The organism is Tabrizicola flagellatus, assembly GCF_008271465.1.
In the GTDB taxonomy this organism is placed as follows: Bacteria; Pseudomonadota; Alphaproteobacteria; order Rhodobacterales; family Rhodobacteraceae; genus Tabrizicola; species Tabrizicola flagellata.
This window is the reverse complement of sequence record NZ_VMDU01000002.1, coordinates 107,534-130,047: the sequence shown is the minus strand read 5'-3', so window position 1 is coordinate 130,047 and position 22,514 is coordinate 107,534. Positions and strand designations below refer to the sequence as shown.

Genomic DNA, 22,514 nt, shown 5'->3' with positions numbered 1-22,514 from the left:
GGACAGCCTCACGCCGCCTCGGCCACCGGCCGCCGGATCGCGCTGGCCGCGTCGAGCACCAGCGGCCGCAGCCCCGCCCCGCCCGCGTCGATGATCTCGAACAGCTGCCGCCGCATCCGGGGATCCCAGAAGTCGTTGATATGGGCGGCGAGCAGGGCCGCCCCCTCGTCATGCGGCTTCGATTCCATGAACTTGGCGATGTCGTTCGCCATCCGCGTGATCTTTTCAACCGACATGCGGCACCTCCGTCAGAATCCGATCCGTATGCGAGAAGACCTCGAACCGGTCCCCCTTCGCGAGCGCCACCAGGGTGATCCCCGAGGCCTCCGCCAACTCCACCGCGGCGACCGTCGGGGCCGAGACGGCAATCACCATCGGCGCCCCCAGCATGGCGACCTTCTGCACCATGTCGGTCGAGACGCGCGAGGTCAGCACCACCGCGCCCTCCGGCCGGATGCCCTCGCGGACCATCCCGCCCACCAGCTTGTCCAGCGCGTTGTGCCGGCCAACATCCTCGCGCGAAAGCAGCACCCGCCCGTTCCAGAACGCCGCGCCATGCACCGCCCGGGTCGCATCGTGCAGCCGCTGCTCCCCCGGAAGCGCCGCCACCGCCGCCAGCACCTGCGCGGGCGTCATCCGGAACCGCGAGGGCGCCACCACCGGAACCTCACGCAGCGCCTGGTCGATCGAGTCGATGCCGCAGAGCCCGCAGCCCACCGGCCCCACCATCACCCGCCGCCGCGCCTTGAGCCGCGCCTCGGCCTCGGGACGCAGCCAGACCTGCACGTCCATGCCACGCGCGACCTCGACCACCTCGACCGACAGGATCTCCTCGGGCCGGGCGATCCCCTCCGTCAGCGCGAAACCCACCCCGAAGTCCTCCAGATCCGCCGGCGTCGCCATCATCACCGCCTGGGTCGTCCCGTTGAAGGACAGCGCGACGGCCACCTCCTCGGGCAGCACACGCTGGCCAGGTTGGGCCCCCGGAATCACCGAGGGACCGAAGACCAGCCGGGGCGTGGCCCGTGCGCCCTTCATTCCGCGGCCAGGATACGACGCGACAGGGCAGCCTGGGCCTCGTATTCCTTCTGCCACTCGGTCGGCCCGTTCGACGGGCTGACCTGCACCGCCGTCACCTTGTATTCCGGGCAGTTGGTCGCCCAGTCGGAGAAGTCCGTCGTGATGACGTTGGCTTGCGTCCCGGGGAAGTGGAAGGTCGTATAGACCACGCCCGGCGACACCTTGTCGGTGATCGTCGCGCGCAGGGTCGTCTCTCCAGACCGGCTGGCCAGCCGCACCAGGTCGCCCTCGCGGATGCCCCGGTTCTCGGCGTCGTGCGGGTGGATCTCCAGCACGTCCTCGCTGTGCCAGACCACGTTCGCCGTCCGCCGGGTCTGCGCGCCGACGTTGTATTGCGACAGTATACGCCCCGTGGTCAGCAACAGCGGGAAGCGCGGGCCGGTCTTTTCGTCCGTCGCGACATATTCGGTGCGGATGAACTTGCCCTTGCCGCGCACGAACCCGTCGATGTGCATCAGCGGAGTCCCCTCGGGCGCCTTCTCGTTGCATGGCCACTGGACCGAACCCATCGTTTCCAGCTTCTCATAGGTCACACCGGCGAAGGACGGCGTGGTCATGGCGATCTCTTCCATGATCTGCGACGGGTGGGTGTAGGACCAGTTGGCCCCCATCGCGTTCGCGAACATCTGGGTCACTTCCCAGTCGGCATAGCCCTGTTTCGGCGCCATCACCTTGCGGACCATGTTGATCCGGCGTTCGGCGTTGGTGAAGGTGCCGTCCTTCTCCAGAAAGCTGGAGCCAGGGAAGAACACATGCGCGTAGTTCGCGGTCTCGTTCAGGAACAGGTCGTGGACGATGACACATTCCATCGCTGCAAGGCCCGCCGCGACGTGGTGGGTGTCGGGGTCGGATTGCAGGATGTCCTCGCCCTGGCAGTAGAGCCCCTTGAACGTGCCCTCCACGGCGGCGTCCAGCATGTTCGGGATGCGCAGGCCGGGTTCCGGATCCAGCGTCACGCCCCAGGCCTTCTCATAGATCGCGCGGACCTCGGGGTTCTTCACATGCCGGTAGCCCGGCAGTTCATGCGGGAACGACCCCATGTCGCACGACCCCTGCACGTTGTTCTGCCCGCGCAGCGGGTTCACCCCCACGCCGCGCCGGCCGATGTTGCCGGTCAGCATGGCCAGGTTCGCAATCCCGATCACCGTGGTCGAGCCCTGCGAATGTTCGGTCACGCCCAGCCCGTAGTAGATCGCCGCGTTGCCGCCGGTGGCGTAAAGCCGGGCGGCGGCGCGGATTTCCTGGGCCGGGACACCGGTGACCATCTGCACCGCCTCGGGGCTGTGGCGCGGGTCGCTGATGAACTCGGCATAATCCTCGAACTCGTCCCAGTCGCAGCGGGTGCGGATGAAGGCCTCGTTGTAGAGCTTCTCGGTCACGATCACATGCGCCATGGCAGAGACGACGGCGACGTTCGTCCCCGGCGTCAGCGCCAGGTGATGCGCCGCCTTGAAATGCGGACCTTCCACCGTCTCGGTCCGCCGAGGATCGACGACGATCAGCTTCGCGCCCTGCCGCAGCCGCTTCTTCATCCGGCTGGCAAAGACCGGGTGGCCGGCATGCGGGTTCGCACCGATCACCATGATGACATCGGCTTCCTCGACCGAGTCGAAATCCTGCGTCCCGGCGCTGGTGCCGAAGGTCTGCCCGAGGCCATAGCCGGTGGGCGAATGGCAGACCCGCGCACAGGTATCCGTATTGTTGTTCCGGAACACCGCGCGGGCCAGTTTCTGCACGAGATAGGTTTCCTCGTTCGTGCAGCGGCTGGAGGTGATCACCCCCACCGAGTTGCGGCCGTATTTCGCCTGGATCGCCTTCATGCGGCTGGCCGCGAACTCCATCGCCTCGGCCCAGGACACCTCGCGCCACGGTTCGGTGATCGTCTCGCGGATCATCGGCTTCAGGATGCGGTCCTTGTGCGTGGCATAGCCATAAGCGAAGCGGCCCTTGACGCAGGAATGGCCCCGGTTGGCCTTGCCATGCTTGTAGGGCGTCATGCGGACAAGCTCATCGCCCCGCATTTCGGCCTTGAAACTGCAACCAACGCCGCAATAGGCGCAGGTGGTGATGATCGACCGGTCGGGCGTGCCGATCTCGATGACCGACTTCTCTTGAAGCGTCGCAGTCGGGCAGGCCTGCACGCAGGCGCCGCAGGACACGCAGTCGGACGCCAGCGCATTGTCACCCCGCGCGCCGAAGGACACCCGGCTGTCGAAGCCGCGCCCCTCGATCGTCAGGGCGAAGGTGCCCTGCACTTCCTCGCAGGCGCGCACGCAGCGGCTGCAGACGATGCACTTGGACGGATCATAGGTGAAATAAGGGTTGGAATCGTCCTTTGGCAGCCATTGCGGATTGGCCTCGCCGCTGGTGTTGCGCGGGCGGAAATGGGTTTCCACGGCCTCGTAGCGGACGTCGCGCAGGCCCACGGCGCCGGCCATGTCCTGCAATTCGCAGTCGCCGTTCGCCGCGCAGGTCAGGCAGTCCAGCGGGTGGTCCGAGATGTAGAGCTCCATCACCCCGCGGCGAAGCTGCTTGAGCTTGCCGGTCTGGGTGTGGACCTTCAGCCCCGGCGCAACCGGGGTGGTGCAGGAAGCCGGGGTGCCGGCACGGCCCTCGATCTCGACCAGGCACAGCCGGCAGGATCCGAAGGCATCCAGGCTGTCGGTGGCGCAAAGCTTCGGGACCGAGATCCCGATCTCTGCCGCCGCGCGCATGATGCTGGTGCCTTCCGGGACAGTCACGTCGAAGCCGTCGATGGTCAATGTGACCATCTGTTTCGATTTGGCGGCAGGGGTGCCGAAATCGCGGTCGGGGATGATGAAGTCCTTCATTCTGCGGCCTCCTTCGCGCGGGCGAAGTCATCGGGGAAATGGGTCAGCGCGCTCAGCACCGGATAGGGGGTGAAGCCCCCCAGCGCGCAGAGCGAGCCGAATTTCATGGTGTTGCAGAGATCGGTCAGGATCGGCAGCGCCGAAGCGTCGCCGCGGGCCAGCCGGTCGATGGTTTCGACCCCGCGGGTCGATCCGATGCGGCAGGGGGTGCACTTGCCGCAGCTTTCGATGGCGCAGAACTCCATGGCGAAGCGCGCCATTTGCAGCATGTCCACCGTGTCGTCGGCCACCGTCAGCCCGGCATGGCCGATCAGCCCGTCCTGCGCGCCGAACTCCTCATAGCCGAAGGGGGTGTCGAACAGCGCCGGCGGGAACCACGCGCCCAGAGGGCCGCCCACCTGCACCGCCTTGACCGGACGGCCCGAGGCGGTGCCACCGCCGATCTCGTTCACGATCTGGCCAAGCGTCAAACCGAACGCACATTCGTAAAGCCCGCCGAAGCGGACATTGCCGGCGATCTGCAGCGGGATCGTCCCGCGGCTCCGGCCAAGGCCGAAGTCCTTGTAGAAGGCCGCGCCCCTGGCCATGATCACCGGCACCGAGGCCAGCGAGATCACGTTGTTCACCACGGTCGGTCGACCCAGGAAGCCTTGCAGCGCCGGCAGCGGCGGCTTGGCGCGGACGATGCCGCGCTTGCCTTCCAGGCTGTTGAGGAGGCTCGTTTCCTCGCCGCAGACATAAGCCCCGGCGCCGACGCGGATTTCCATGTCGAATTCCGGGCCCAGGATGCCGGCGGCGCGGGCAATGCGCACGGCCTCGCGCATGATGCGGATCGCCACCGGGTATTCCGAGCGCAGATAGACATAGCCCTTGCTCGCCCCGCAGGCGAGCCCGGCAATCGCCATGCCCTCGATCAGGCAGAAGGGATCGCCCTCCATCAACATGCGGTCGGCGAAGGTGGCGCTGTCCCCTTCATCCGCGTTGCAGACGATGTATTTCTGCGCGCCGGGGGCCTCGGAGACCGTCTTCCACTTTATCCCGGTCGGGAAACCCGCGCCGCCCCGGCCCCGCAGGCCGGACTCCGTCACTTCGGCGACGATCTCCGCCTTGCTCATCCCCCTCGCGCGCTCCAGCCCCGCAAGCCCGCCGTGCGCGCGGTAGTCGTCCAGCGACAGCGGGTCGATGACGCCGACGCGGGCAAAGGTCAGCCGGGTCTGCCCCTTCATCCAGGGCAGATCCTCGACCAGCCCCAGCGCCCTGGGATGCGAGGCAAGATCGCCGAACAGCCCCGGCACATCAGCCGGGGTCATCGGGCCAAAGCCGATGCGGCCCGCGTCCGTCACCACCTCGACCAGCGGCTCCAGCCAGACCATGCCGCGGCTGCCGTTGCGGATGATCTCCACCGCCACCCCGCGCGCGGCGGCCTCGTCCCGGATCGCCTGGGCGATGCGGTCGGCGCCCAGCGCCACGGCGGCGCTGTCCAGCGGAACATAGAGCTTCATTTCGCCACCTCCGCCAGCACGCCCTCGTCCACCCGGCCGACCAGCCGGCCATCGACCATCGCCGCCGGCCCGCAGGCGCAGAGGCCAAGGCAGAACACCGGCTCCAGCGTCACGCGGCCATCCGGCGTGGTCTCGTGCCAGTCGATGCCCAGGGCGCGCCGGATCCGGTCGGCCACCGCATCCGCACCAACTGTCTGGCAGGCCTCGGCCCGGCAGAGCTTCAGCACATGCCGGCCGGACGGCTTGTTGCGGAAATCGTGGTAGAAGCTGATGACCCCATGCACTTCAGCCTTTGACAGCATCAGCGCCTTGGCGATCTGCGGCACGGCAGCTTCGGGGATGTAACCGAAGGACTCCTGGATCGCGTGAAGGATCGGCAAGAGCGGACCCTCCAGCCCCTGATGGGCCTGAAGGATCTCGGCGATCCGGTCGGTCTGGGCGTGGGAATCGAGCATGCGGGCATACCTCTGGCTTGCATGCACATGTATACGCCGATTGATAGGAATCTCAATTTCGATATACCGTTGCTTGATAGGCCCAGCCTATCGAAACAGCCGCACGGCCTCGTCGATCAGCGCCTGCAGCACTGGCGTCTGCGGATCACGCCGGGCGGCGATCAGGCCCACCGTATGTTCGGCTTCGGGTTCGACGATCGGGATCGAGGCCAGCCGCCCGTCGGCCACGAACATGTCGGCCAGCTTCTTCGGCACGATGGACGCCCAGCGACCGGTCAGCACATGGGCCACCAGCGCCATGGTCGAGTTCGACTCGATCATCGGCGCCGCATCCACCCCGGCCTCGCCGAGGTGCTGGTTGACGATCCGCCGGTTCTGCATGTCCGAGGTCAACAGGCACAGGGGCACCGTGGAAAGCTCCGCCCAGCTGACCTGCCGGCGATGCGCCAGTTCCGCCCCCGGTGCGATCAGAAGCCGGTAGAACTCGGTGTAGAGCGGCACCTGCGCGACGCGGCCCAGGGGTTCGTTGTCGAGGTAGGTGATCCCCGCCTCCAGATCCAGCGCCTCGATCCCGGTCAGGATCTCGACACTGGTGCGCGACAGGATCGAGACGCGGACATTCGGGTGCTTCTGGGTGAAGGGGCCGGTCAGATCTGCTACCATCGGCAGCGCCGTGGGGATAACGCCCAGGCGCAGGTTGCCCGACAGCCCGCTGCGCACCACCCGCATCTCGTCCTTCAGCGCGCGCACATCGCCGACGATGCCCAGTGCCCGGTCCAGCACCCGCTGGCCTTCCGGCGTCAGGCCCTGGAACCGGCTGCCGCGAAACACCAGCTGCACGCCCAGCTGATCCTCCAGCTGCCGGATCGCGCTGGACAGCGACGGCTGCGTCACCCCGCAGACCTCGGCCGCGCGGCCGAAATGCCGTTCCTTGGCCAGGGCGATGAACATTTCCAGCTTGTCGATCATGCGCCAGACCCTGCCGCGCGCCGCCCTTGCCCGCAAGGCCCTTACCGCTTACCTCTGGCCCATGCGCCGTTTCATTCCCTTCCTGCCGAAACCCGCCTTCGTCCCGGTGATCCGCCTTGGCGGCACCATCGGCACCGGCGCCCGCAGCCTGAACGACGAGGCTCTTGCACCCCTCATAGAGAAGGCCTTCCGCATCAAGCCCACCGCCGTGGCGCTTCAGGTCAATTCCCCCGGCGGCTCGGCTGTGCAATCCAGCCTGATCGCCGCGCGCATCCGGCGGCTCGCAGACGAGAAGAAGGTGCCCGTGCATGCCTTCGTCGAGGATGTGGCGGCCTCGGGCGGCTATTGGCTGGCCTGCGCGGCCGATGACATCTGGGTGGATCATAGCTCGATCGTGGGCAGTATCGGCGTGATCTTCGCCAGCTTCGGCTTCCCCGAACTGATGGCGCGTCACGGAATCGAACGGCGGGTGGTGACGGCCGGCCGCTCGAAAAGCTTCGCCGATCCCTTCCTGCCGCAGAAGCCCGAGGATGTCGAAAGGTTGAAGGCGCTTCAGGGGCCGATCCACCAGGCCTTCATCGACCATGTGCAGCGCAGCCGGGGTGCGCGCCTGGACCAGACGGCAGATCTGTTCAACGCCGACATCTGGGTGGGCCAGCAGTCGGTGGACCTGGGCCTGACCGATGGCGTGGCGCATCTGGTGCCCAAGCTGAAGGCGCTTTACGGCGACAAGGTCAAGCCGCTGCCCTTCGGCCGCCGCCGCAGCCTGTTCCAGCGCCTTGGCCTGTCGCTGGCCGACGAAACCCTCGGCGCACTCGAGGACCGGGCGCTCTGGGCAAGGTATGGGCTGTAGATGCTGTTCAAGATCATCCTTGTCTTCCTGGCCGCGATGGTCCTGATCGCTCTGGTCGGCCGGGCGCTGTTTCCCTCGGCCCTGCCGCGCGTGCTGCGGAAACGGCAATCTCCTCCTCGCTGCGGCACATGCGGTCGCTATCTGATCGGCCAGAGGACATGCGACTGCGGGGGCAAGGCGAAATGACGGCGCTGGTGACTGGGGCGGGCAAACGGCTGGGTCGGGCCATGGCTCTTTACCTGGCGCAGCGTGGGCATGACGTGGCCGTGCATTATTCAAGCTCGGCCGATGCGGCCGAAGCGGTTGCCGCCGAGATCCGCGCCCTGGGCCGCCGCGCCCGGACCTTCCGGGCGGATCTGCTGGTCGAGGCCGAGACCCAGGCCCTCATCCCCGCTGCCACCGAGGCCCTGGGTCCGCTGACGGTGCTTGTCAACAATGCCTCGATCTTCGAATACGACCGGATCGACACCGCGACGCGGGAAAGCTGGGACCGGCACATCGAGTCGAACCTGCGCGCGCCCTATGTGCTGACGCAGGCCTTCGCGCGCCAATGCCCCCCGGCCAGGCTCGACCCGGCGGGAGAGCCGCTTGCCCAGGGCCTGATCGTCAACATGATCGACCAGCGCATCCTGAAGCTGACGCCCGAGTTTTCCACCTACACCATCGCCAAGATGGGCCTCTGGGCACTGACGCAGACCAGCGCCCAAGGCCTTGCGCCGAACATCCGGGTGAACGCCATCGGTCCCGGTCCCACTCTGAAGGGCGGCCGTCAGACCGAGGACCACTTCGCGCGCCAACGCGCCGCGACGGTGCTGAAGCGTGGCGCCAACCCGTCCGACATCACCGCCGCGCTTGGATTCTTCCTCGACAGCCCCGGCGTGACCGGTCAGTTCATCGCCGTCGATGGCGGGCAGCATCTCGGGTGGAAGACGCCGGATGTTCTGGGCGTGGAATAGCACCGAAATCCCGAAGCCGCGGCAACTTGTCCACTTCTCACGAATCTGTCACGGCATGGTCACAATTCGTTTGGAATTTCAGAGATTTGCACGATCAGCAAAAATTCTTTTCGGCAAATCAATCACTTGCGAAACTGCCCAAAAAATAGGCAAGTTTACGAAACTGGCCGAAAACAAGGGAAAATCCGCAGTCCCGAAATCTTCTCCGCAGAGTTATCCCCAGATTCCGTGGACAGCTTTGCTCTTGCCTCCGCCCCGGTTCGGTGGCAGCCCGGACAGAGAATCGACCGACTGTAGACCATGCACGACAAACCCCGCAGCGGATACGAGGTGATCCAGGATTACCTGAAGACGCTCGATGGCTCGCCCGGCGTCTACCGGATGCTGAATGCGGCGTCCGAGGTGCTGTATGTCGGCAAGGCGCGCAACCTGAAGGCGCGGGTGGCGAACTACGCCCGGCCCTCGGGCCATTCGGCGCGGATTGCCCGGATGATCCACGAAACCGCCTCGATGATGTTCCTGACCACGCGGACGGAACTCGAGGCGCTTCTCCTCGAACAGAACCTCATCAAGCAGCTGAAGCCGCGCTACAACGTGCTTCTGCGCGACGACAAGAGCTTCCCCAACATCCTGATCTCGGCCGAGCACCCCTTTCCGCAGATCAAGAAGCACCGCGGCAAGAAGTCCGAGAAGGGCGCCTACTTCGGCCCCTTCGCCAGCGCGGGCGCGGTCAACCGGACGCTGAACCAGTTGCAGAAGGTGTTCCTTCTCCGCAACTGCTCGGACTCTATTTTCGACAGCCGCACCCGCCCCTGCCTGCAATACCAGATCAAGCGCTGCTCGGCCCCCTGCGTCGGCAAGATCAGCGCCGAGGCCTATGCGGCCCTGGTGGACGACGCCAAGCGCTTCCTCGAAGGCAAGACCACCTCCGTCCAGGCCGACCTCGCCCGCGACATGGCCGCCGCCTCGGAAGCGATGGAATTCGAACGCGCCGCCGCGCTCCGCGACCGCATCAAGGCCCTGACCCAGGTCCAGCAATCCCAGGGCATCAACCCGCAGGGCGTGGCAGAGGCCGACGTCGTCGCGCTCCACCTCGAACACGGCCAGGCCTGCGTGCAGGTCTTCTTCATCCGCGCCAACCAGTCCTGGGGCAACCGCGACTTCTACCCCAAGACCGGCGCCGGCGCCGAAGCGCCCGAAATCCTCGAAGCCTTCCTCACCCAGTTCTACGACGACAAGGACCCGCCGCGGCTGATCCTCCTTTCCCACCCGGTGGACAACCCCGACCTCGTGGCCGAGGCCCTCTCTGCCCGCGCCGGCCGCAAGGTGGAACTCGCCGTCCCCCAGCGCGGCGAGAAGGCGGAACTGGTGGAGAATGCGGTGCGAAACGCCCGCGAAAGCCTCGCCCGCCGTATGGCCGAATCCACCACGCAGAACAAGCTCCTCCAGGGCCTGGCCGAAGCCTTCGACCTCGACGCGCCCCCTCGGCGGATCGAGGTTTACGACAACTCCCACATCCAGGGTGCCCATGCCGTCGGCGGCATGATCGTCGCCGGGCCGGAAGGCTTCCTGAAATCGCAATACCGCAAGTTCAACATCCGGTCCGAGGCCGGGGCCAACTCCGACGACTTCGGCATGATGAAGGAAGTCCTGACCCGTCGCTTCGAGCGCCTGCTGAAGGAAGACCCCGAGCGCAAGACCGACATGTGGCCCGACCTCCTGCTGATCGACGGCGGGGCAGGGCAGGTGTCCGCCGTGGCCGAGATCATGTCGGAACTCGGCGTCGAGGACATCCCGATGGTCGGCGTCGCCAAGGGTATCGACCGCGATGCCGGGAAAGAGGAATTCCACCGCCCCGGCGAACGCCCCTTCGCCCTGCAACGGAACGACCCCGTCCTCTACTTCATCCAGCGCCTGCGGGACGAGGCCCACCGCTGGGCCATCGGCGCCCACCGCGCCAAGCGGGCGAAGGCCGTCAGCCTGACCCCCCTCGACGACATCCCCGGCATCGGAGCCACCCGCAAACGCGCCCTGCTCGCACATTTCGGGTCAGCGAAGGCCGTGGCGAGAGCGGGGGTCGAGGACCTGCAGGCCGTGGACGGCATCTCCCAGGCCATGGCCAAGACCATCGCGGATTACTTCTCGGCGAAGGGGTAGGTCACTTCACCACGAACCCATGCGCAAACGGGTCACGGTCATCGATGAAGATCGTGTTGATCCCCGTCTGCCGCGCCCAGCCGGCGATGGAGGGGACAATCGCGTCCCTCCCGGCAACGGTGGCCGCCGCCTCGACCCGCCCCTTGAAGATCGACCCGATGATGCTCTCATGGTGGAACACGTCCCCCACCGACAGCTTCCCCTTCGCCGCCAGCTGCGCCATCCGGGCCGAGGTCCCCGTTCCGCAGGGGCTGCGGTCAATCGCTTTTTCCCCATAAAACACGGCGTTACGCGCATGGGCCCCCGGCACCGTGGGCTTGCCCGTCCACAGGATATGGCTCAGCCCCCGGATCGCCGGATGCTCGGGATGCACGAACTCATACTTCGCATTCAGCGCGGCCCTCAGCTTCGGCGACCACCCCACCAGCTCCCCCGCCGTATGGTCTGCCATGTCGCGGAAGGCCTTCTGCGGCTCGACGATGGCGTAGAAGTTGCCGCCATAGGCCACGTCCACCACGACCTCGCCCAGACCCTCCACCTCGGCCGTAAGTCCCTCAGCATAAAGGAAACCCGGCACATTGGTCAGCCGCACTTCCTCGACGAACCGCCCGTCCTGTATATACGAAACCTCAACGCGTCCCGCCGGAGCATCCACCGCCAGCCGCCCCGGCTCGCGCGGGGTGATGAGCCCGTTCTCCAGCCCCATCGTCACCGTCCCGATCAGCCCATGCCCGCACATCGGCAGGCAGCCCGAGGTCTCGATGAACAGCACCCCCACGTCGCAATCCGCCCGCGTCGGCGGATAGAGGATCGAGCCCGACATCATGTCGTGCCCGCGCGGCTCATACATCAGGCCAGTGCGGATCCAGTCGTAGTCCCGCAGGAAATGCGCCCGGCGTTCCAGCATCGTCGCGCCTTCCAACCGGGGGCCGCCGCCCGAGACCAGCCGGACCGGGTTGCCGCAGGTGTGCCCGTCGAGGCAGGAGAACGTATATACGGCCATTTTGGAACCTCCGCGGGCGCAGGCCCGCTTCTAGAAACGGTGTGGAGAGAACGGGGTCAGGTTGATCGCGGGCGATCTGTCGGTCAACAGGTCGGCCACCAGCCGCGCGGTCCCGGCGCTTTGGGTCAGGCCCAGGTGGCCGTGGCCGAAGGCATGGACGACGTTGGGCGAGGCCCTTGACCGCCCGATGGCCGGCAGACTGTCTGGCAGCGACGGCCGAAAGCCCATCCACTGCACGCCGCCTTCTGTGTTCAGACCCGGCAGAAAGGCCTTCGCCTTCCGCAGCATGGCCTCGGACCGCCTGTAGTTCGGCGGCAGCGACAGCCCGCCCAGTTCCACAGCGCCGCCCACCCGGATACCCGTGGACAGGCGCGAGACGACAAAGCCGTGACCGCCGAAGGTGATCTGGCAGCGCAGATCCAGCGCCTCGGGCGGCAGGGTGGTGTTGTAGCCGCGTTCCGTCTCCAGCGGGATGCGCTCGCCCAGCGTGGCGGCGATCCGGTGCGAGAAGGCCCCGGCGGCAAGGACGACCTTGTCGGCGCTCATCGGCTCGTCCGTGGTCTGTATCGACACGCCCTCACCCTGAGGCGCCAAACCTGTGACCTCGGCCCGCAGGATCGTCCCGCCCTGGGCGCGGAATCGCTCGGCCAGAGCCTGTACATACAGCTTCGGGTCGGCGATGGACCACCAGCCGGGGGTGAAGGTGCCCTTGATGAAACGCGGCGAGAGGCCCGGTTGCAGCGCAGCCATCTCCTCCGGTCCCATGTGCCGGAACTCGATCCCGTGGGCAGTCCGCGCCTCCCAGCCGGGCAGCGAGGCGCGGAACTCCGCCTCGCTCTCGTAGACCTGCAGGTTGCCGTCCTTGCGCAGCATCGGCAAGGTGCCGGTGGACACGAGGAACGGCTCCAGCTCGGCGCGGCTCAGGTCCATCAGCGCGGTCTGGGCAGAGGTCGAGGCCGCGACGGCCCGGGGCGAACAGGCCCGCCAGAAGCGATACAGCCACGGGGCGATCCGCAACGCATAGGCGGGCGGGATGGTCAGTGGGCCGAGGGGATCCAGCAGCCATTTCGGCGCCTTCCGCAGGATGCCGGGCGAGGCCAGCGGCAGGATGTCGGTGAAGGCAAAGGCCCCGGCATTTCCGGCCGAGGCGCCTGCGGCGGGGCCTTCCCGGTCGACGACCGTGACCGCCAGACCCCGCGCCTGCGCCATCAGCGCGGCAGACAGGCCGATGACCCCGGCCCCGATGACGGTGACCTTCATGTCAGGCGGCGTATTTCCGCGCCTCCGGTTGCTTGGCCCAATCGGCATACCAGGCGTCGAACATCTTCAGTTGCGCCTCGATGAAGCCCTTCTGGCTGGCCGACAGTTCATCGCCCTCGTTGAAGTGGTGTAGATACGCCGTCTCGCCGCGCAGGACCATCATGTGCTTGAAGAACAGCACCAGGTCCGGGCCCGCGTCCACCTCGGACAGGACCTGCATCGCCTGATCGAGTTCATAGGCCAGCCGCCGCGCCTCGGCATCGCCCTTCTGGGCGGCGCGGCACAGCGAGACCAGATGCAGCACCTCGCGCGGGAGGACATTGCCGATCCCGGTGATCGCCCCGTCGGCGTTGCAGTTGACATAGCCGTGGTAGACCGCCGTATCGACACCGATCATCAGCTTCAGGTCCGGTGAGGCCCCGGTGATCGCATTGGCGGCATAGGACAGGTCTTCATAGCCGCCGAATTCCTTGAAGCCGACGAGGTTCGGATGCTCGGCCCGGATCTGGAAGAAGAGGTCGGCCTTGGTCGAATAACCGTAATACGGACTGTTGTAGATCACTGCGGGCAGCTCTGGCGCGGCGGACAGCACCGCCTTGAAATGCGCGCGCTGGGCGGCAACCACGGTGCCACGCGACAACAGTCTCGGGATGACCATCAGCCCATGCGCGCCCACCTTCTGGGCATGAGCCGCGATCGCCGCGGCGGTCTGCGTGTTCACCGCGCCGGTGCCGACGACGACCTTGATGCCCGCCCTCACCAGCCGTTCCACCCCCTCCATCCGCTGCTCGGTGGTCAGAAGCGGCCAGTCGCCCATGGAGCCGCAGTAGACGACCGCCGACATGCCGAGGCTGACAAGTTCTTTCGCCTTGGCGACCAGGGTGTCGAAGTCAGGCGTGCGGTCCGCCTTGCAGGGGGTCATCAGGGCCGGGATGGTGCCCGAGAAGATCTCCGAGTTCATGCGCCACTCCTCCGTTTTGCGGATGATTCCCGCCGACGTGACATTCAGCATAGGCTTTGTATTTTATTTGTCGACAAGAATCTCACAGCGGAACATCGCGCCGCAGATCGCGCGCGATCATCGCCTGGATCTGCTGCACGATCTTGTCGGCGTGGTCCTTGGCCAGGCGATCGCATGTATCTACATCGCGGGCGGCAAGGGCGGCGATGATCGCCTCGTGCTCTTGTATATACGGATGCGGCAGGCGCGGCTCGAAGGCCGGATAGTAGTAGAGGCGCAGGATCCGGCGACCTTCATCAAGAAGGCGCACGAAGAGTTGCAGGTAATAGGGATTGCGACCCGCCTCGGCGATGGCGATGTGGAAATCGCGGTTCAGCCGGATCATCCCGGCCGTGTCTCCGGACAGGACCGCCCGCGCAAAGTCGTGCTGCCGCCCGCGAATGGCGGCAAGGTCGGCATCGTCATGGAACTCGGCCGCAAGTCGGGTCGTCATGCGGTACATCAGGGTCAGGGCGTCGAAGAAGTGATGCAGGTTCGGAAAGTCGATCTGCGACACGACCGTCGAGCGGTTGGGCAGAAGCGTCACCAGCCCCTCGGAGGCCAGCCGGACCAGAGCCTCGCGAATGGGCGTGCGCGACATCGACAGCCGCTCGGCCAGTCCGATCTCGTCCACCGGCTCTCCGGGTTGCAGCACGAGATCCAGTATCTCCTCGCGCAGCCTTTCATAGACCAGGCGGGCTCCGGTCCCGCGCTTGCGCTCTTGCAGGTCGTCACTGGTCGTCATCTGGCCCCCTGATCGAGACACGAATACAGCACAGGCCCGGCAGAGCAACGGATTTGTCTGGATAGGCGCACCTTCACCGGAAACTGGCACAGGCGGATGTCAATTGATTGAAATCCATACGCTTACACACAGGGCACGATCTTCGTGCCATCCGGTTACCACAGCAGCCTAGCACAGGGCCCACACAAGGACATCCGTTACCATGACCGGGCGCAAGATTTGTTTTGATATTTCTGGAAATATCGAATTAGGTGCGGTCATGGATACGAACCTTGCCGCCGCGCGTCTTGCAGCCCTGGGCAGCCCGACCCGCCTTCGGCTTTACCGGCTGCTCGTGCGGGCGGGCGAACCCGGGCAGACCATGGGTCAGATCCAGGAGCAGCTCGGCATCCCGGGATCGACCCTGTCGCATCATTGCCGGGCGCTGGTGCAGGTCGGCCTGATCCGGCAACAGCGCGTCGGGACCTCGCTGATCTGTCATGCCAACTACCCTGTCATGCGGGCCCTGATCGAGCACCTGGCCGCCGAATGTTGCGCGGGGGCGTCCGGCGCGGGAGATCGGTCCCCGGAATGAGAGTTTCGCCTGCCCGCAAAGGCTGGATCGTCGCCGCGTTGGGCACGGCGCAGACCATCGGCTGGGCCTCCAGCTATTATGTGCCAGCCGTGCTGGCCGCGCCGATGGCGGCAAGCTTCGCGCTGTCCCCGGTCTGGGTGTTCGGCGCCTTCTCGATGGCGATGGTCGTCTCGGCGACGGTCGGACCCTGGGCCGGGGCGCGGATCGACCGGATCGGGGGGCGGGGCGTTCTGATCCTGTCCAACCTTGTCTTCGCCGCCGGTCTGGCCCTGTTGGCCGTCGCGGGCTCGCCAGGCCTGCTGTTCCTGGGCTGGGCGGTGATCGGGATGGGGATGGGGATGGGGCTATACGAAGCGGCCTTCGCCACCCTGGCCGGCATCTATGGCAAGGAGGCGCGCGGCCCGATCACCGGCATCACCCTGATCGCCGGCTTTGCCAGCACGGTAGGCTGGCCGCTGTCGGGCCTGATGCTGGCGACCTGGGGCTGGCGCGAGGCCTGTCTGGGCTGGGCGCTGATCCATCTGGCGCTCGCCCTGCCGCTGAATGCGCTCTTGCCCAAGGGGACCGAGCGGATCGTGGCAGAGGCACCCGAGGCGGTCGCAGGCCCGCCGCCCTCGCGCCGGGTGCTGTGGCTGCTGGCCTTCGTCTTTGCGGTGACCTGGTTCAACTCGACCGCGATGGCCGCGCATCTGCCGGGGCTTCTGCAGGCGGCGGGGGCGAGCAGCGCCATGGCGATCGCCGCCGGGGCGCTGATCGGCCCGGCGCAGGTGGCCGCGCGGGTGCTGGAGTTCGGGCTTCTTCGGCGGTTCCATCCGCTGATCTCGGCCCGGCTGGCGGCCTCGGCGCATCCTCTGGCCGCCGTCTGCCTGGTGGGCTTCGGGGGACCTGCCGCCTATGCCTTCGCACTCTTGCACGGGGCGGGCAACGGGATCCTGACCATCGCCAAGGGCACCCTTCCCCTGGCGCTGTTCGGCGCGGCCGGCTATGGCGCGCGGCTGGGCTGGCTGAATGCCCCGGCCCGGGTGCTGCAGGCCGCAGCGCCGCTGATCTTCGGGGCGGCGCTGGCGGCCTGGGGGCTGCATGCGATCTGGCTGACCGCGGGGATCGGGGTGCTGGCGACGCTGGCGCTTCTGGCGATCAGGCGCGGCTGAGCCTGCGGGCCGCCAGCCAGCTTGCCAGCGCCATGGCGCCCGCCGTGGCCAGGCACAGCGGCAACCCGCCGACCTGGTAGCTGAGGCCCGACAGAAGCGTCCCGATCAGCCGCCCCGCCGCATTGGCCATGTAGTAGAACCCCACGTCCCGCGTGATGCGCTCGGCCGATCCGAAGGCGAGGATCAGGTAGGAATGGACCGAGGAATTGACCGCGAAGACAAAGCCGAAGAGCAGGAGGCCCGCGATCAGCGTCGCCGTCAGCCAGGGCGCCGGCCCGCCCGCCGCCCAGGCCGCCCCGGCCAGCAGGAACGGGATCGGCACCAGCAGTCCCGCCCAGAGGATCGCCTTGCGCGTCGTCTCGGCCTCGGGCTGGCCCTTGGCACCCAGCAGGCGTGGGGCTGCGGCCTGCACCGCGCCATAGGCGATGATCCAGAGCGCGAGGAACCCGCCGATCAGGAAGAAGGCCGCGCGCCGGCCCTCGGGGGTGCCGTCGGAAAGCACCGCCTGGAAATAGACCGGGATGCCGACGACGAACCAGACGTCGCGGGCGCCGAACAGGAACATGCGTGCCAGGCTCAGCCGGTTCACCCGCGCGTCCTTCGACCGCCAGCCGCCCCAGGCCTCTTCCGATTTCATCCGGCCCGGCAGGCCCGCGGGCAGGAACAGGACGACCGCGACCAGGATCACCGCCAGCACCCCGGCCATCCCCCAGACCGCCGCCGGGAACCCCGCCAGCGCCAGAAGCGCCGCACCGAGGAAGAAGCCCAGGCCCTTCACCGCGTTCTTCGACCCGGTGAGCAGGGCAACCCAGCGGAACAGCCCGCCGTCCTCCTTCGGTGCCAGCAGCTTCACGGCCGATTTCGAAGACATCTTGGCCAGGTCCTTCGCCACGCCCGACACGCCCTGCACCGCCATCACGAAGGCGACCGAGGCCGCGATCGACCAGCCGGGGTCCAGCTGCGCCAGCGCCACCAGGGCTCCGATCTGCAAGGCGAGCCCTCCGTAAAGCGTCGCGGCCAGTCCGAAACGCGCGGCGAGCCAGCCGGCGGCGAGGTTGGTGACGATGCCGGCGACTTCATACAGCAGGAACAGCCAGGCCAGCTGGATCGGGGTGAAGCCGAGGCTGTTGAAGTGCAAGAGCACCAGCATCCGCAGCGCGCCGTCCGACAGCATGAAGGCCCAGTAGGCCGCGGTGACGGCGGCATAGGCTCGGATGGGGTTCGGTTCGGTCATCGGCGGCGCCTGTGACTGGCGGGCGGACCGGGGGTTTTCCACCCCCGGACCCCCGGAGGATATTTGCGGACAGATGAAAGGGTCAGAGGCTGGCTGCGACCATCCGCGCGATGTCGGCCAGTCGGCAGGCATATCCCCATTCGTTGTCGTACCAGGCATAGACCTTCACCTGGGTGCCGCCCGTGACCATGGTCGAGGGGCCGTCGACGATCGAGGACCGCGGGTCGTTGGTGAAATCGCAGGACACGAGCGGGCGGGTTTCGTAGCCGAGGATCCCCTTCAGCGGGCCCTCGGCGGCAGCGGCGAAGAGGGCGTTGACCTCTTCCGCCGTGGTGGGCCGTTCGACCTCGAACACGCAATCGGTCAGCGAGGCGTTCAGCAGCGGCACCCGCACGGCGTGGCCGTTCAGCCGGCCCTTCAGTTCCGGGTAGATCAGCGTGATCGCGGTGGCGCTGCCCGTGGTGGTGGGGATCAGGTTCATCAGCGCCGAGCGCGCCCGGCGCATGTCCTTGGCGGGGCGGTCCACGATGGTCTGGGTGTTGGTCACGTCATGGATCGTGGTGATCGAGCCGTGCCGGATGCCGAGGCTTTCATGGATCACCTTGACCACCGGCGCGAGGCAGTTCGTCGTGCAGGAGGCCGCCGTCACCAGCGCCTGCGACCCGTCGTAGAGGTGGTGGTTGACCCCGTAGACCAGGTTCAAGGCGCCGCCGTCCTTGACCGGGGCGGAGACGACGACCTTCTTTACCCCGGCGGCGTAATATGGCGCGACCTTTGCGCCGGTCTTGAAGACCCCGGTGCAGTCGATCACCAGATCGACGCCCAGTTCGGCCAGCGGCAGGGCCTCGATGGTCTTTTCGTGGGTCAGGCGGATCCTCTGCCCGCCCAGCACCAGTGCGCCGTCTGCCGCCGAAACCGGGGTATGCCAGCGGCCGTGGACAGAGTCGAACTCCATGAGCAGCGCGTGCTGTTCCGCATCGCCGACCGGATCGTTCAGCAGCACGATGTCGCCGCCCGCGCCGGTATCGATCAGGTCGCGGAGGGCAAGTTTTCCGATCCGGCCAAGGCCGTTGAGCGCAATCCGGGGCATCTTTCAGGCCTTCGCTTCGGTATCGGCGCCGATGGCATCCACGCGGGCCTGCAAGGACAGGCGGCTGAGGCTTTCAAAGGGGAGTTCGACGAAGGCCGCGATCCGGCGGCGCAGGGCGGCATAGGTCTGGGCGAAGACCAGCGCCTTTTCCGCATCGGTCCCGGTTGCCTTCACCGGGTCGGGAAGGCCCCAGTGGCCGGTGATCGGCTGGCCCGGCCAGGGCGGACATTCCTCGGCCGCCGCCGTGTCGCAGACCGTGAAGACGAAATCCATCACGATGGAACCGGGCTTCTGGAACTCCGAGATATGCTTGGACCGCAGGCCCGAGATGTCGTGGCCATTGCGCTTGAGGATCTCGATGGCGAAGGGGTTCAGCTCGGTGCCGGGCCTGTAGCCGGCCGAGAAGGCCTGGAACTTGCCCTTGCCCAGATCGCGCAGAAGCGCCTCGGCAAAGATCGACCGGGCCGAGTTGCCCGAGCAGATGAACAGCACGTCGAAATCGGTGTCACGCATGGCAGGGTCCTTTTGCGCGGGGAAAAGGGGGGCGATGAGCTCGGGGCGGGCGCGGCCGACATCCAGCGCGAGGTAGCCGATCAGCGCCTCGGTCGCGTCAAGGTCGGCGGCGTAGAACAGCGACCGGCCGTCGCGGGTGACATGGACAAGCCCCGCCGAGGTCAGATCGGCCAGATGGTGCGACAGGGTGTTCTGTTTCAGGCCCAGCGCCTCGGCGATCTCGGTCGGGCGCACGCCGCGCGGGGCAAAGCGCATCAGCAGCCGAAACACCGCCAGCCGGCCGGGATGGCCAAGCGTCGCAAAGGCATGGACGGCGCGATTCTGTTCCATGTTTCCAGAAATCAGGAAACATCATGCGCTGTCGAGTGAAGTTTTCATGACAGGCCGGGGCCGTCCGGCCCCGGGTCAGGGTTCGATGCCGCCCAGCCGGCAGATGATCCGCCATTCCTCGGGGCGCACGGGCTGCACCGACAGGCGGGTGTTGTTGACCAGAACCATCTGTTCCAGCCCCGGCGTGACCTTGCATTCTTCAAGGCTGATCGGGCGCTGCAAGGGCTTGACCGCCTTGATCCAGACGCAGTCCCAGCGCGGGTCGTCGGTGGTGCTGTCCGGGGCGCTTTCGCGGCAGACCTCGACGATCCCGACGATCTCCTTCCCGATGTTGGAGTGGTAGAAGAAGCCCCGGTCGCCCAGCTTCATCGCCCGCATGTTGTTGCGCGCCTGATAGTTGCGCACGCCATGCCACTCCTCGCCGGCCTCGCCCTTGGCGACCTGATGCTCCCAGCCCCAGACATCGGGTTCGGACTTGAACAGCCAGTAGTTCATCCGACCACCCGCTTCCATTCCTGCACCATCACCGACTGGAACAGGCCCGCCTTGGCATAGGGATCGCCCGCCGCCCAGGCATCGGCCTCGGCCTTGGACCCGACCGACAGGATGATGAGGCTGCCGCACATCTGGCCGGCGGCGTCGATGAAGGGGCCGGCCTGCTCGACCACGCCAGTGGCCTGTATATACTCCAGATGCGCCTGCCGGTTCTCGGTCCGGGTCTGCAGGGCGTTCGGCTTGTCGATACAGATCAGGGCATAGCGCATGGTCATTCCTGTTTCAGCGGCCGGCTCATCAGCCGGGCGACGGCATCATCCAGCGCGATCCGGCCCGAGGCAAGGGCATCGACCATCGCCGTGACCGGCATGTCGATGCCCCGGCCCTCGGCCAGCCGCAGCACGGCGCGGGCGGTGGCGATGCCCTCGACCGTCACCCAGGGATCGAAGCCCTCGCCCCGGCCAAGCGCCTGGCCATAGCGGAAGTTGCGCGATTGCGTGGAGGTGCAGGTCAGGACCAGATCGCCCAGACCCGACAGGCCGGCCAGTGTCTCGGGCCGCGCCCCCAAAGCAGCCGACAACCGCAGCATCTCGGCATAGCCCCGCGTCATCAGCGCGGCCCGGGCGCTGTCGCCCAGACCCGAGCCGATCACCACCCCGGCGGCGATGGCGATCACGTTCTTCAGTGCCCCGCCCAGTTCGGCCCCGACGATGTCGTCCGTCCGGTAGAGCCGCAGCGTCGGGGTGGACAGCAGATCCTGCAACGCCGCGCCCCGGTCGGTCGCAGCCAGCGTCAGGGCGGTCGGCAGGCCTCGGGCGATGTCGGCGGCAAAGCTCGGTCCGGTCAGGATCGCCGCGACGGCCCCCGGCCGCCGGTCCCGGATCAGCGCCACCGGGCCGCGCAGGCTGTTCAGGTCCACGCCCTTGCAGCAGGCGACCAGCGGTTGCGCCTCGCCGATCTCGGGATGGCTGGACAAGAGCGACCCCAGAGCCTGCATCGGCACGGCCAGAAGCAGCGCCTCGCCGCCTGTCGTCTCGCCGATCTCCGCATGAACCGAGACGGCGTCTGGCAGATCGACCCCTGGCAGCGCCAGGTCGTTGCGCCGTGTCCGGCGCATGTCTTCCACCTGCGCGGCATCCCGCGCCCAGAGCCGCACCTCCCGACCGGCCCGGCCGAGCGCCACGGCCAGCGCCGTCCCGAAGGCCCCCGCGCCAAGCACGCCGATCATGCCTTGGCCCCCTTCTTGCCCGAGCCGAGCAAGGCCGGCGCCGTCTGGTCCAGCGGCCAGCGCGGTCGCGCGACGAAATCGGGCGGGTTCTCCAGACCGGCGCGCATCCGTTCGATCCCCGCCCAGGCGATCATCGCCGCGTTGTCCGTGCACAGCCGTAGGGGCGGCGCGAGGAAGGGCAGCCCGGCCTGCTCCGACACGGTCTCCAGCATGGCCCGAATCGTCTTGTTTGCGGCCACCCCCCCGGCAACGGCAAGGGTGGTCGGATGCTCCCCCGCCACCATGGCCAGCGCGCGCGCCGTTTTCGCGGCCAGAACCTCGGCCACCGCCAGCTGGAACCCGGCGCAAAGGTCGCGGCGGTCCTGCACGGTGATGCCGCCCTTCTCGGCCACCAGCGCATCGCGCGCCCTGAGCAGCGCCGTCTTCAGCCCCGAGAAGGACATGTCGCAGCCCTCGCGGTCCAGGAGCGGCCTCGGGAAGCGGAACCGCGCGGGATCGCCCAGCGCCGCCTCGGCCTCGACCGACGGCCCGCCCGGCTGCGGCAGGCCCAGAAGCTTGGCCGTCTTGTCGAAGGCCTCGCCCGGAGCATCGTCGATCGTGCCGCCCAGCCGCCGGAAACTGTCGGCACCCATGACCAGCAGGAACTGGCAATGCCCGCCCGAGACCAGCAGCATGAGGTAGGGAAAGCCGATCCCGTCGGTCAGCCGCGGGGTCAGGGCGTGTCCTGCCAGATGGTTCACCGCCACCAGCGGCAGCCCGCGCGCCGCCGCAAGGCCGCGGGCCAGCATCACCCCAGAAAGGACTCCCCCGATCAACCCCGGCCCTGCCGTCACCGCGATCGCGTCGATTGCGCCCAGCCCGACCCCGGCGCGGGCGAGGGCCGTCTCGACCACCACATCCAGCCGCTCGGCATGCGCGCGCGCGGCGATCTCGGGAACCACGCCGCCATAGGCTTCGTGCAGCGCCGTCTGCCCCAGGACTTCGCTCGACAGGATCTCGGGTCCACCTTGTGCAGGTGCACGGACGACCGCGGCCGCGGTGTCGTCGCAGCTTGTCTCGATCCCCAGAAGTGTCAGCGTCCGGTCCAT

Annotated in this window: 23 protein-coding genes; 6 read left to right on the top strand and 17 right to left on the bottom strand. The window is 67.4% G+C overall.

Annotated features, from left to right (window positions below; genetic code table 11):
- Positions 1 to 8: 8 nt before the first annotated feature.
- The 6 genes from FL625_RS03725 to FL625_RS03700 all read right to left on the bottom strand — a co-directional run bounded on the left by FL625_RS03725 (position 9) and on the right by FL625_RS03700 (position 6,837).
- Positions 9 to 236: a formate dehydrogenase subunit delta gene (locus FL625_RS03725; RefSeq protein WP_149587290.1), complete on the bottom strand. Its 228-nt coding sequence runs from the start codon at positions 234 to 236 to the stop codon at positions 9 to 11.
- Positions 226 to 1,038 carry a formate dehydrogenase accessory sulfurtransferase FdhD gene (gene fdhD, locus FL625_RS03720; RefSeq protein WP_149587289.1) on the bottom strand — a complete coding sequence of 271 codons (813 nt, stop codon included), beginning with the start codon at positions 1,036 to 1,038 and terminating at the stop codon, positions 226 to 228. The genes FL625_RS03725 and fdhD overlap by 11 nt, the downstream gene beginning before the upstream one ends.
- The gene (gene fdhF / locus FL625_RS03715; protein WP_149587288.1) at positions 1,035 to 3,911 is read right to left on the bottom strand and encodes a formate dehydrogenase subunit alpha; all 2,877 of its coding nucleotides are present in this window, start codon (positions 3,909 to 3,911) and stop codon (positions 1,035 to 1,037) included. Before fdhF ends, fdhD begins: the two co-directional genes overlap by 4 nt.
- Positions 3,908 to 5,413, bottom strand: coding sequence for a formate dehydrogenase beta subunit (locus FL625_RS03710; protein WP_149587287.1), 1,506 nt, complete (start codon positions 5,411 to 5,413; stop codon positions 3,908 to 3,910). Before FL625_RS03710 ends, fdhF begins: the two co-directional genes overlap by 4 nt.
- Positions 5,410 to 5,868, bottom strand: a complete 459-nt coding sequence (locus FL625_RS03705; protein WP_149587286.1) for a formate dehydrogenase subunit gamma — start codon at positions 5,866 to 5,868, stop codon at positions 5,410 to 5,412. The genes FL625_RS03710 and FL625_RS03705 overlap by 4 nt, the downstream gene beginning before the upstream one ends.
- An 87-nt stretch (positions 5,869 to 5,955) precedes the next feature.
- Positions 5,956 to 6,837, bottom strand: a complete 882-nt coding sequence (locus FL625_RS03700; RefSeq protein ID WP_149587285.1) for a LysR family transcriptional regulator — start codon at positions 6,835 to 6,837, stop codon at positions 5,956 to 5,958.
- 61 nt (positions 6,838 to 6,898) lie between these two features.
- Between FL625_RS03700 and FL625_RS03695 the strand changes: the two genes are divergently transcribed.
- The 4 genes from FL625_RS03695 to uvrC all read left to right on the top strand — a co-directional run bounded on the left by FL625_RS03695 (position 6,899) and on the right by uvrC (position 10,803).
- Positions 6,899 to 7,690 carry a S49 family peptidase gene (locus tag FL625_RS03695; RefSeq protein ID WP_149587689.1) on the top strand — a complete coding sequence of 264 codons (792 nt, stop codon included), beginning with the start codon at positions 6,899 to 6,901 and terminating at the stop codon, positions 7,688 to 7,690.
- Complete coding sequence (locus tag FL625_RS03690) at positions 7,691 to 7,876, top strand: hypothetical protein (RefSeq protein WP_149587284.1); 186 nt, start codon at positions 7,691 to 7,693, stop codon at positions 7,874 to 7,876.
- On the top strand, positions 7,873 to 8,646 hold the full coding sequence (locus FL625_RS03685; protein ID WP_149587283.1) for an SDR family oxidoreductase: 774 nt from the start codon (positions 7,873 to 7,875) through the stop codon (positions 8,644 to 8,646). Before FL625_RS03690 ends, FL625_RS03685 begins: the two co-directional genes overlap by 4 nt.
- A 300-nt stretch (positions 8,647 to 8,946) precedes the next feature.
- Positions 8,947 to 10,803, top strand: coding sequence for an excinuclease ABC subunit UvrC (uvrC, locus tag FL625_RS03680; protein WP_149587282.1), 1,857 nt, complete (start codon positions 8,947 to 8,949; stop codon positions 10,801 to 10,803).
- A 1-nt stretch (position 10,804) separates the two neighbouring features.
- Here uvrC and FL625_RS03675 read toward each other — a convergent pair whose 3' ends face one another.
- The 4 genes from FL625_RS03675 to FL625_RS03660 form a co-directional block, all read right to left on the bottom strand.
- A complete protein-coding gene (locus tag FL625_RS03675; RefSeq protein ID WP_149587281.1) occupies positions 10,805 to 11,806 on the bottom strand; it encodes a 4-hydroxyproline epimerase in 1,002 nt (333 codons plus the stop codon).
- A 30-nt stretch (positions 11,807 to 11,836) separates the two neighbouring features.
- A complete protein-coding gene (locus FL625_RS03670) occupies positions 11,837 to 13,066 on the bottom strand; it encodes an NAD(P)/FAD-dependent oxidoreductase (RefSeq protein ID WP_200833873.1) in 1,230 nt (409 codons plus the stop codon).
- Between the two features lies 1 nt (position 13,067).
- The gene (locus FL625_RS03665; RefSeq protein ID WP_149587279.1) at positions 13,068 to 14,027 is read right to left on the bottom strand and encodes a dihydrodipicolinate synthase family protein; all 960 of its coding nucleotides are present in this window, start codon (positions 14,025 to 14,027) and stop codon (positions 13,068 to 13,070) included.
- An 82-nt stretch (positions 14,028 to 14,109) separates the two neighbouring features.
- Positions 14,110 to 14,811, bottom strand: a complete 702-nt coding sequence (locus FL625_RS03660; protein WP_149587278.1) for a GntR family transcriptional regulator — start codon at positions 14,809 to 14,811, stop codon at positions 14,110 to 14,112.
- A 202-nt stretch (positions 14,812 to 15,013) separates the two neighbouring features.
- Here FL625_RS03660 and FL625_RS03655 point away from each other — a divergent pair, with 202 nt between their 5' ends.
- Positions 15,014 to 15,385 (top strand): ArsR/SmtB family transcription factor, encoded by a 372-nt coding sequence (locus FL625_RS03655; protein WP_235019304.1) that lies wholly within the window; start codon positions 15,014 to 15,016, stop codon positions 15,383 to 15,385.
- Entirely contained in the window at positions 15,382 to 16,536 is a 1,155-nt protein-coding gene (locus FL625_RS03650; protein WP_149587277.1) for an MFS transporter, read from the top strand. The genes FL625_RS03655 and FL625_RS03650 overlap by 4 nt, the downstream gene beginning before the upstream one ends.
- Here FL625_RS03650 and arsJ read toward each other — a convergent pair.
- From arsJ to tsaD, 7 genes are all read right to left on the bottom strand, one after another.
- Positions 16,523 to 17,770, bottom strand: coding sequence for an organoarsenical effux MFS transporter ArsJ (gene arsJ / locus FL625_RS03645; protein WP_149587276.1), 1,248 nt, complete (start codon positions 17,768 to 17,770; stop codon positions 16,523 to 16,525). The genes FL625_RS03650 and arsJ overlap by 14 nt on opposite strands.
- Positions 17,771 to 17,852: 82 nt before the next feature.
- The gene (locus tag FL625_RS03640) at positions 17,853 to 18,860 is read right to left on the bottom strand and encodes an ArsJ-associated glyceraldehyde-3-phosphate dehydrogenase (RefSeq protein ID WP_149587275.1); all 1,008 of its coding nucleotides are present in this window, start codon (positions 18,858 to 18,860) and stop codon (positions 17,853 to 17,855) included.
- Positions 18,861 to 18,863: 3 nt separating this feature from the next.
- Complete coding sequence (locus tag FL625_RS03635; RefSeq protein ID WP_149587274.1) at positions 18,864 to 19,703, bottom strand: metalloregulator ArsR/SmtB family transcription factor; 840 nt, start codon at positions 19,701 to 19,703, stop codon at positions 18,864 to 18,866.
- Between the two features lie 75 nt (positions 19,704 to 19,778).
- Positions 19,779 to 20,198: an EVE domain-containing protein gene (locus FL625_RS03630; RefSeq protein WP_149587273.1), complete on the bottom strand. Its 420-nt coding sequence runs from the start codon at positions 20,196 to 20,198 to the stop codon at positions 19,779 to 19,781.
- Positions 20,195 to 20,467, bottom strand: coding sequence for a YciI family protein (locus FL625_RS03625; protein ID WP_149587687.1), 273 nt, complete (start codon positions 20,465 to 20,467; stop codon positions 20,195 to 20,197). Before FL625_RS03625 ends, FL625_RS03630 begins: the two co-directional genes overlap by 4 nt.
- A gap of 2 nt (positions 20,468 to 20,469) precedes the next feature.
- A complete protein-coding gene (locus FL625_RS03620; RefSeq protein WP_149587272.1) occupies positions 20,470 to 21,426 on the bottom strand; it encodes an NAD(P)H-dependent glycerol-3-phosphate dehydrogenase in 957 nt (318 codons plus the stop codon).
- Complete coding sequence (gene tsaD, locus FL625_RS03615; RefSeq protein WP_149587271.1) at positions 21,423 to 22,514, bottom strand: tRNA (adenosine(37)-N6)-threonylcarbamoyltransferase complex transferase subunit TsaD; 1,092 nt, start codon at positions 22,512 to 22,514, stop codon at positions 21,423 to 21,425. Before tsaD ends, FL625_RS03620 begins: the two co-directional genes overlap by 4 nt.

What these genes read in the sequence shown, in the direction of transcription:
- FL625_RS03725 (WP_149587290.1), bottom strand. Translation starts at nt 236, where the DNA reads ATGTCGGTTGAAAAGATCACGCGGATGGCGAACGACATCGCCAAGTTC.
- fdhD (WP_149587289.1), bottom strand. Translation starts at nt 1,038, where the DNA reads ATGAAGGGCGCACGGGCCACGCCCCGGCTGGTCTTCGGTCCCTCGGTG.
- fdhF (WP_149587288.1), bottom strand. Translation starts at nt 3,911, where the DNA reads ATGAAGGACTTCATCATCCCCGACCGCGATTTCGGCACCCCTGCCGCC.
- FL625_RS03710 (WP_149587287.1), bottom strand. Translation starts at nt 5,413, where the DNA reads ATGAAGCTCTATGTTCCGCTGGACAGCGCCGCCGTGGCGCTGGGCGCC.
- FL625_RS03705 (WP_149587286.1), bottom strand. Translation starts at nt 5,868, where the DNA reads ATGCTCGATTCCCACGCCCAGACCGACCGGATCGCCGAGATCCTTCAG.
- FL625_RS03700 (WP_149587285.1), bottom strand. Translation starts at nt 6,837, where the DNA reads ATGATCGACAAGCTGGAAATGTTCATCGCCCTGGCCAAGGAACGGCAT.
- FL625_RS03695 (WP_149587689.1), top strand. Translation starts at nt 6,899, where the DNA reads ATGCGCCGTTTCATTCCCTTCCTGCCGAAACCCGCCTTCGTCCCGGTG.
- FL625_RS03690 (WP_149587284.1), top strand. Translation starts at nt 7,691, where the DNA reads ATGCTGTTCAAGATCATCCTTGTCTTCCTGGCCGCGATGGTCCTGATC.
- FL625_RS03685 (WP_149587283.1), top strand. Translation starts at nt 7,873, where the DNA reads ATGACGGCGCTGGTGACTGGGGCGGGCAAACGGCTGGGTCGGGCCATG.
- uvrC (WP_149587282.1), top strand. Translation starts at nt 8,947, where the DNA reads ATGCACGACAAACCCCGCAGCGGATACGAGGTGATCCAGGATTACCTG.
- FL625_RS03675 (WP_149587281.1), bottom strand. Translation starts at nt 11,806, where the DNA reads ATGGCCGTATATACGTTCTCCTGCCTCGACGGGCACACCTGCGGCAAC.
- FL625_RS03670 (WP_200833873.1), bottom strand. Translation starts at nt 13,066, where the DNA reads ATGAAGGTCACCGTCATCGGGGCCGGGGTCATCGGCCTGTCTGCCGCG.
- FL625_RS03665 (WP_149587279.1), bottom strand. Translation starts at nt 14,027, where the DNA reads ATGAACTCGGAGATCTTCTCGGGCACCATCCCGGCCCTGATGACCCCC.
- FL625_RS03660 (WP_149587278.1), bottom strand. Translation starts at nt 14,811, where the DNA reads ATGACGACCAGTGACGACCTGCAAGAGCGCAAGCGCGGGACCGGAGCC.
- FL625_RS03655 (WP_235019304.1), top strand. Translation starts at nt 15,014, where the DNA reads ATGACCGGGCGCAAGATTTGTTTTGATATTTCTGGAAATATCGAATTA.
- FL625_RS03650 (WP_149587277.1), top strand. Translation starts at nt 15,382, where the DNA reads ATGAGAGTTTCGCCTGCCCGCAAAGGCTGGATCGTCGCCGCGTTGGGC.
- arsJ (WP_149587276.1), bottom strand. Translation starts at nt 17,770, where the DNA reads ATGACCGAACCGAACCCCATCCGAGCCTATGCCGCCGTCACCGCGGCC.
- FL625_RS03640 (WP_149587275.1), bottom strand. Translation starts at nt 18,860, where the DNA reads ATGCCCCGGATTGCGCTCAACGGCCTTGGCCGGATCGGAAAACTTGCC.
- FL625_RS03635 (WP_149587274.1), bottom strand. Translation starts at nt 19,703, where the DNA reads ATGGAACAGAATCGCGCCGTCCATGCCTTTGCGACGCTTGGCCATCCC.
- FL625_RS03630 (WP_149587273.1), bottom strand. Translation starts at nt 20,198, where the DNA reads ATGAACTACTGGCTGTTCAAGTCCGAACCCGATGTCTGGGGCTGGGAG.
- FL625_RS03625 (WP_149587687.1), bottom strand. Translation starts at nt 20,467, where the DNA reads ATGCGCTATGCCCTGATCTGTATCGACAAGCCGAACGCCCTGCAGACC.
- FL625_RS03620 (WP_149587272.1), bottom strand. Translation starts at nt 21,426, where the DNA reads ATGATCGGCGTGCTTGGCGCGGGGGCCTTCGGGACGGCGCTGGCCGTG.
- tsaD (WP_149587271.1), bottom strand. Translation starts at nt 22,514, where the DNA reads ATGGACCGGACGCTGACACTTCTGGGGATCGAGACAAGCTGCGACGAC.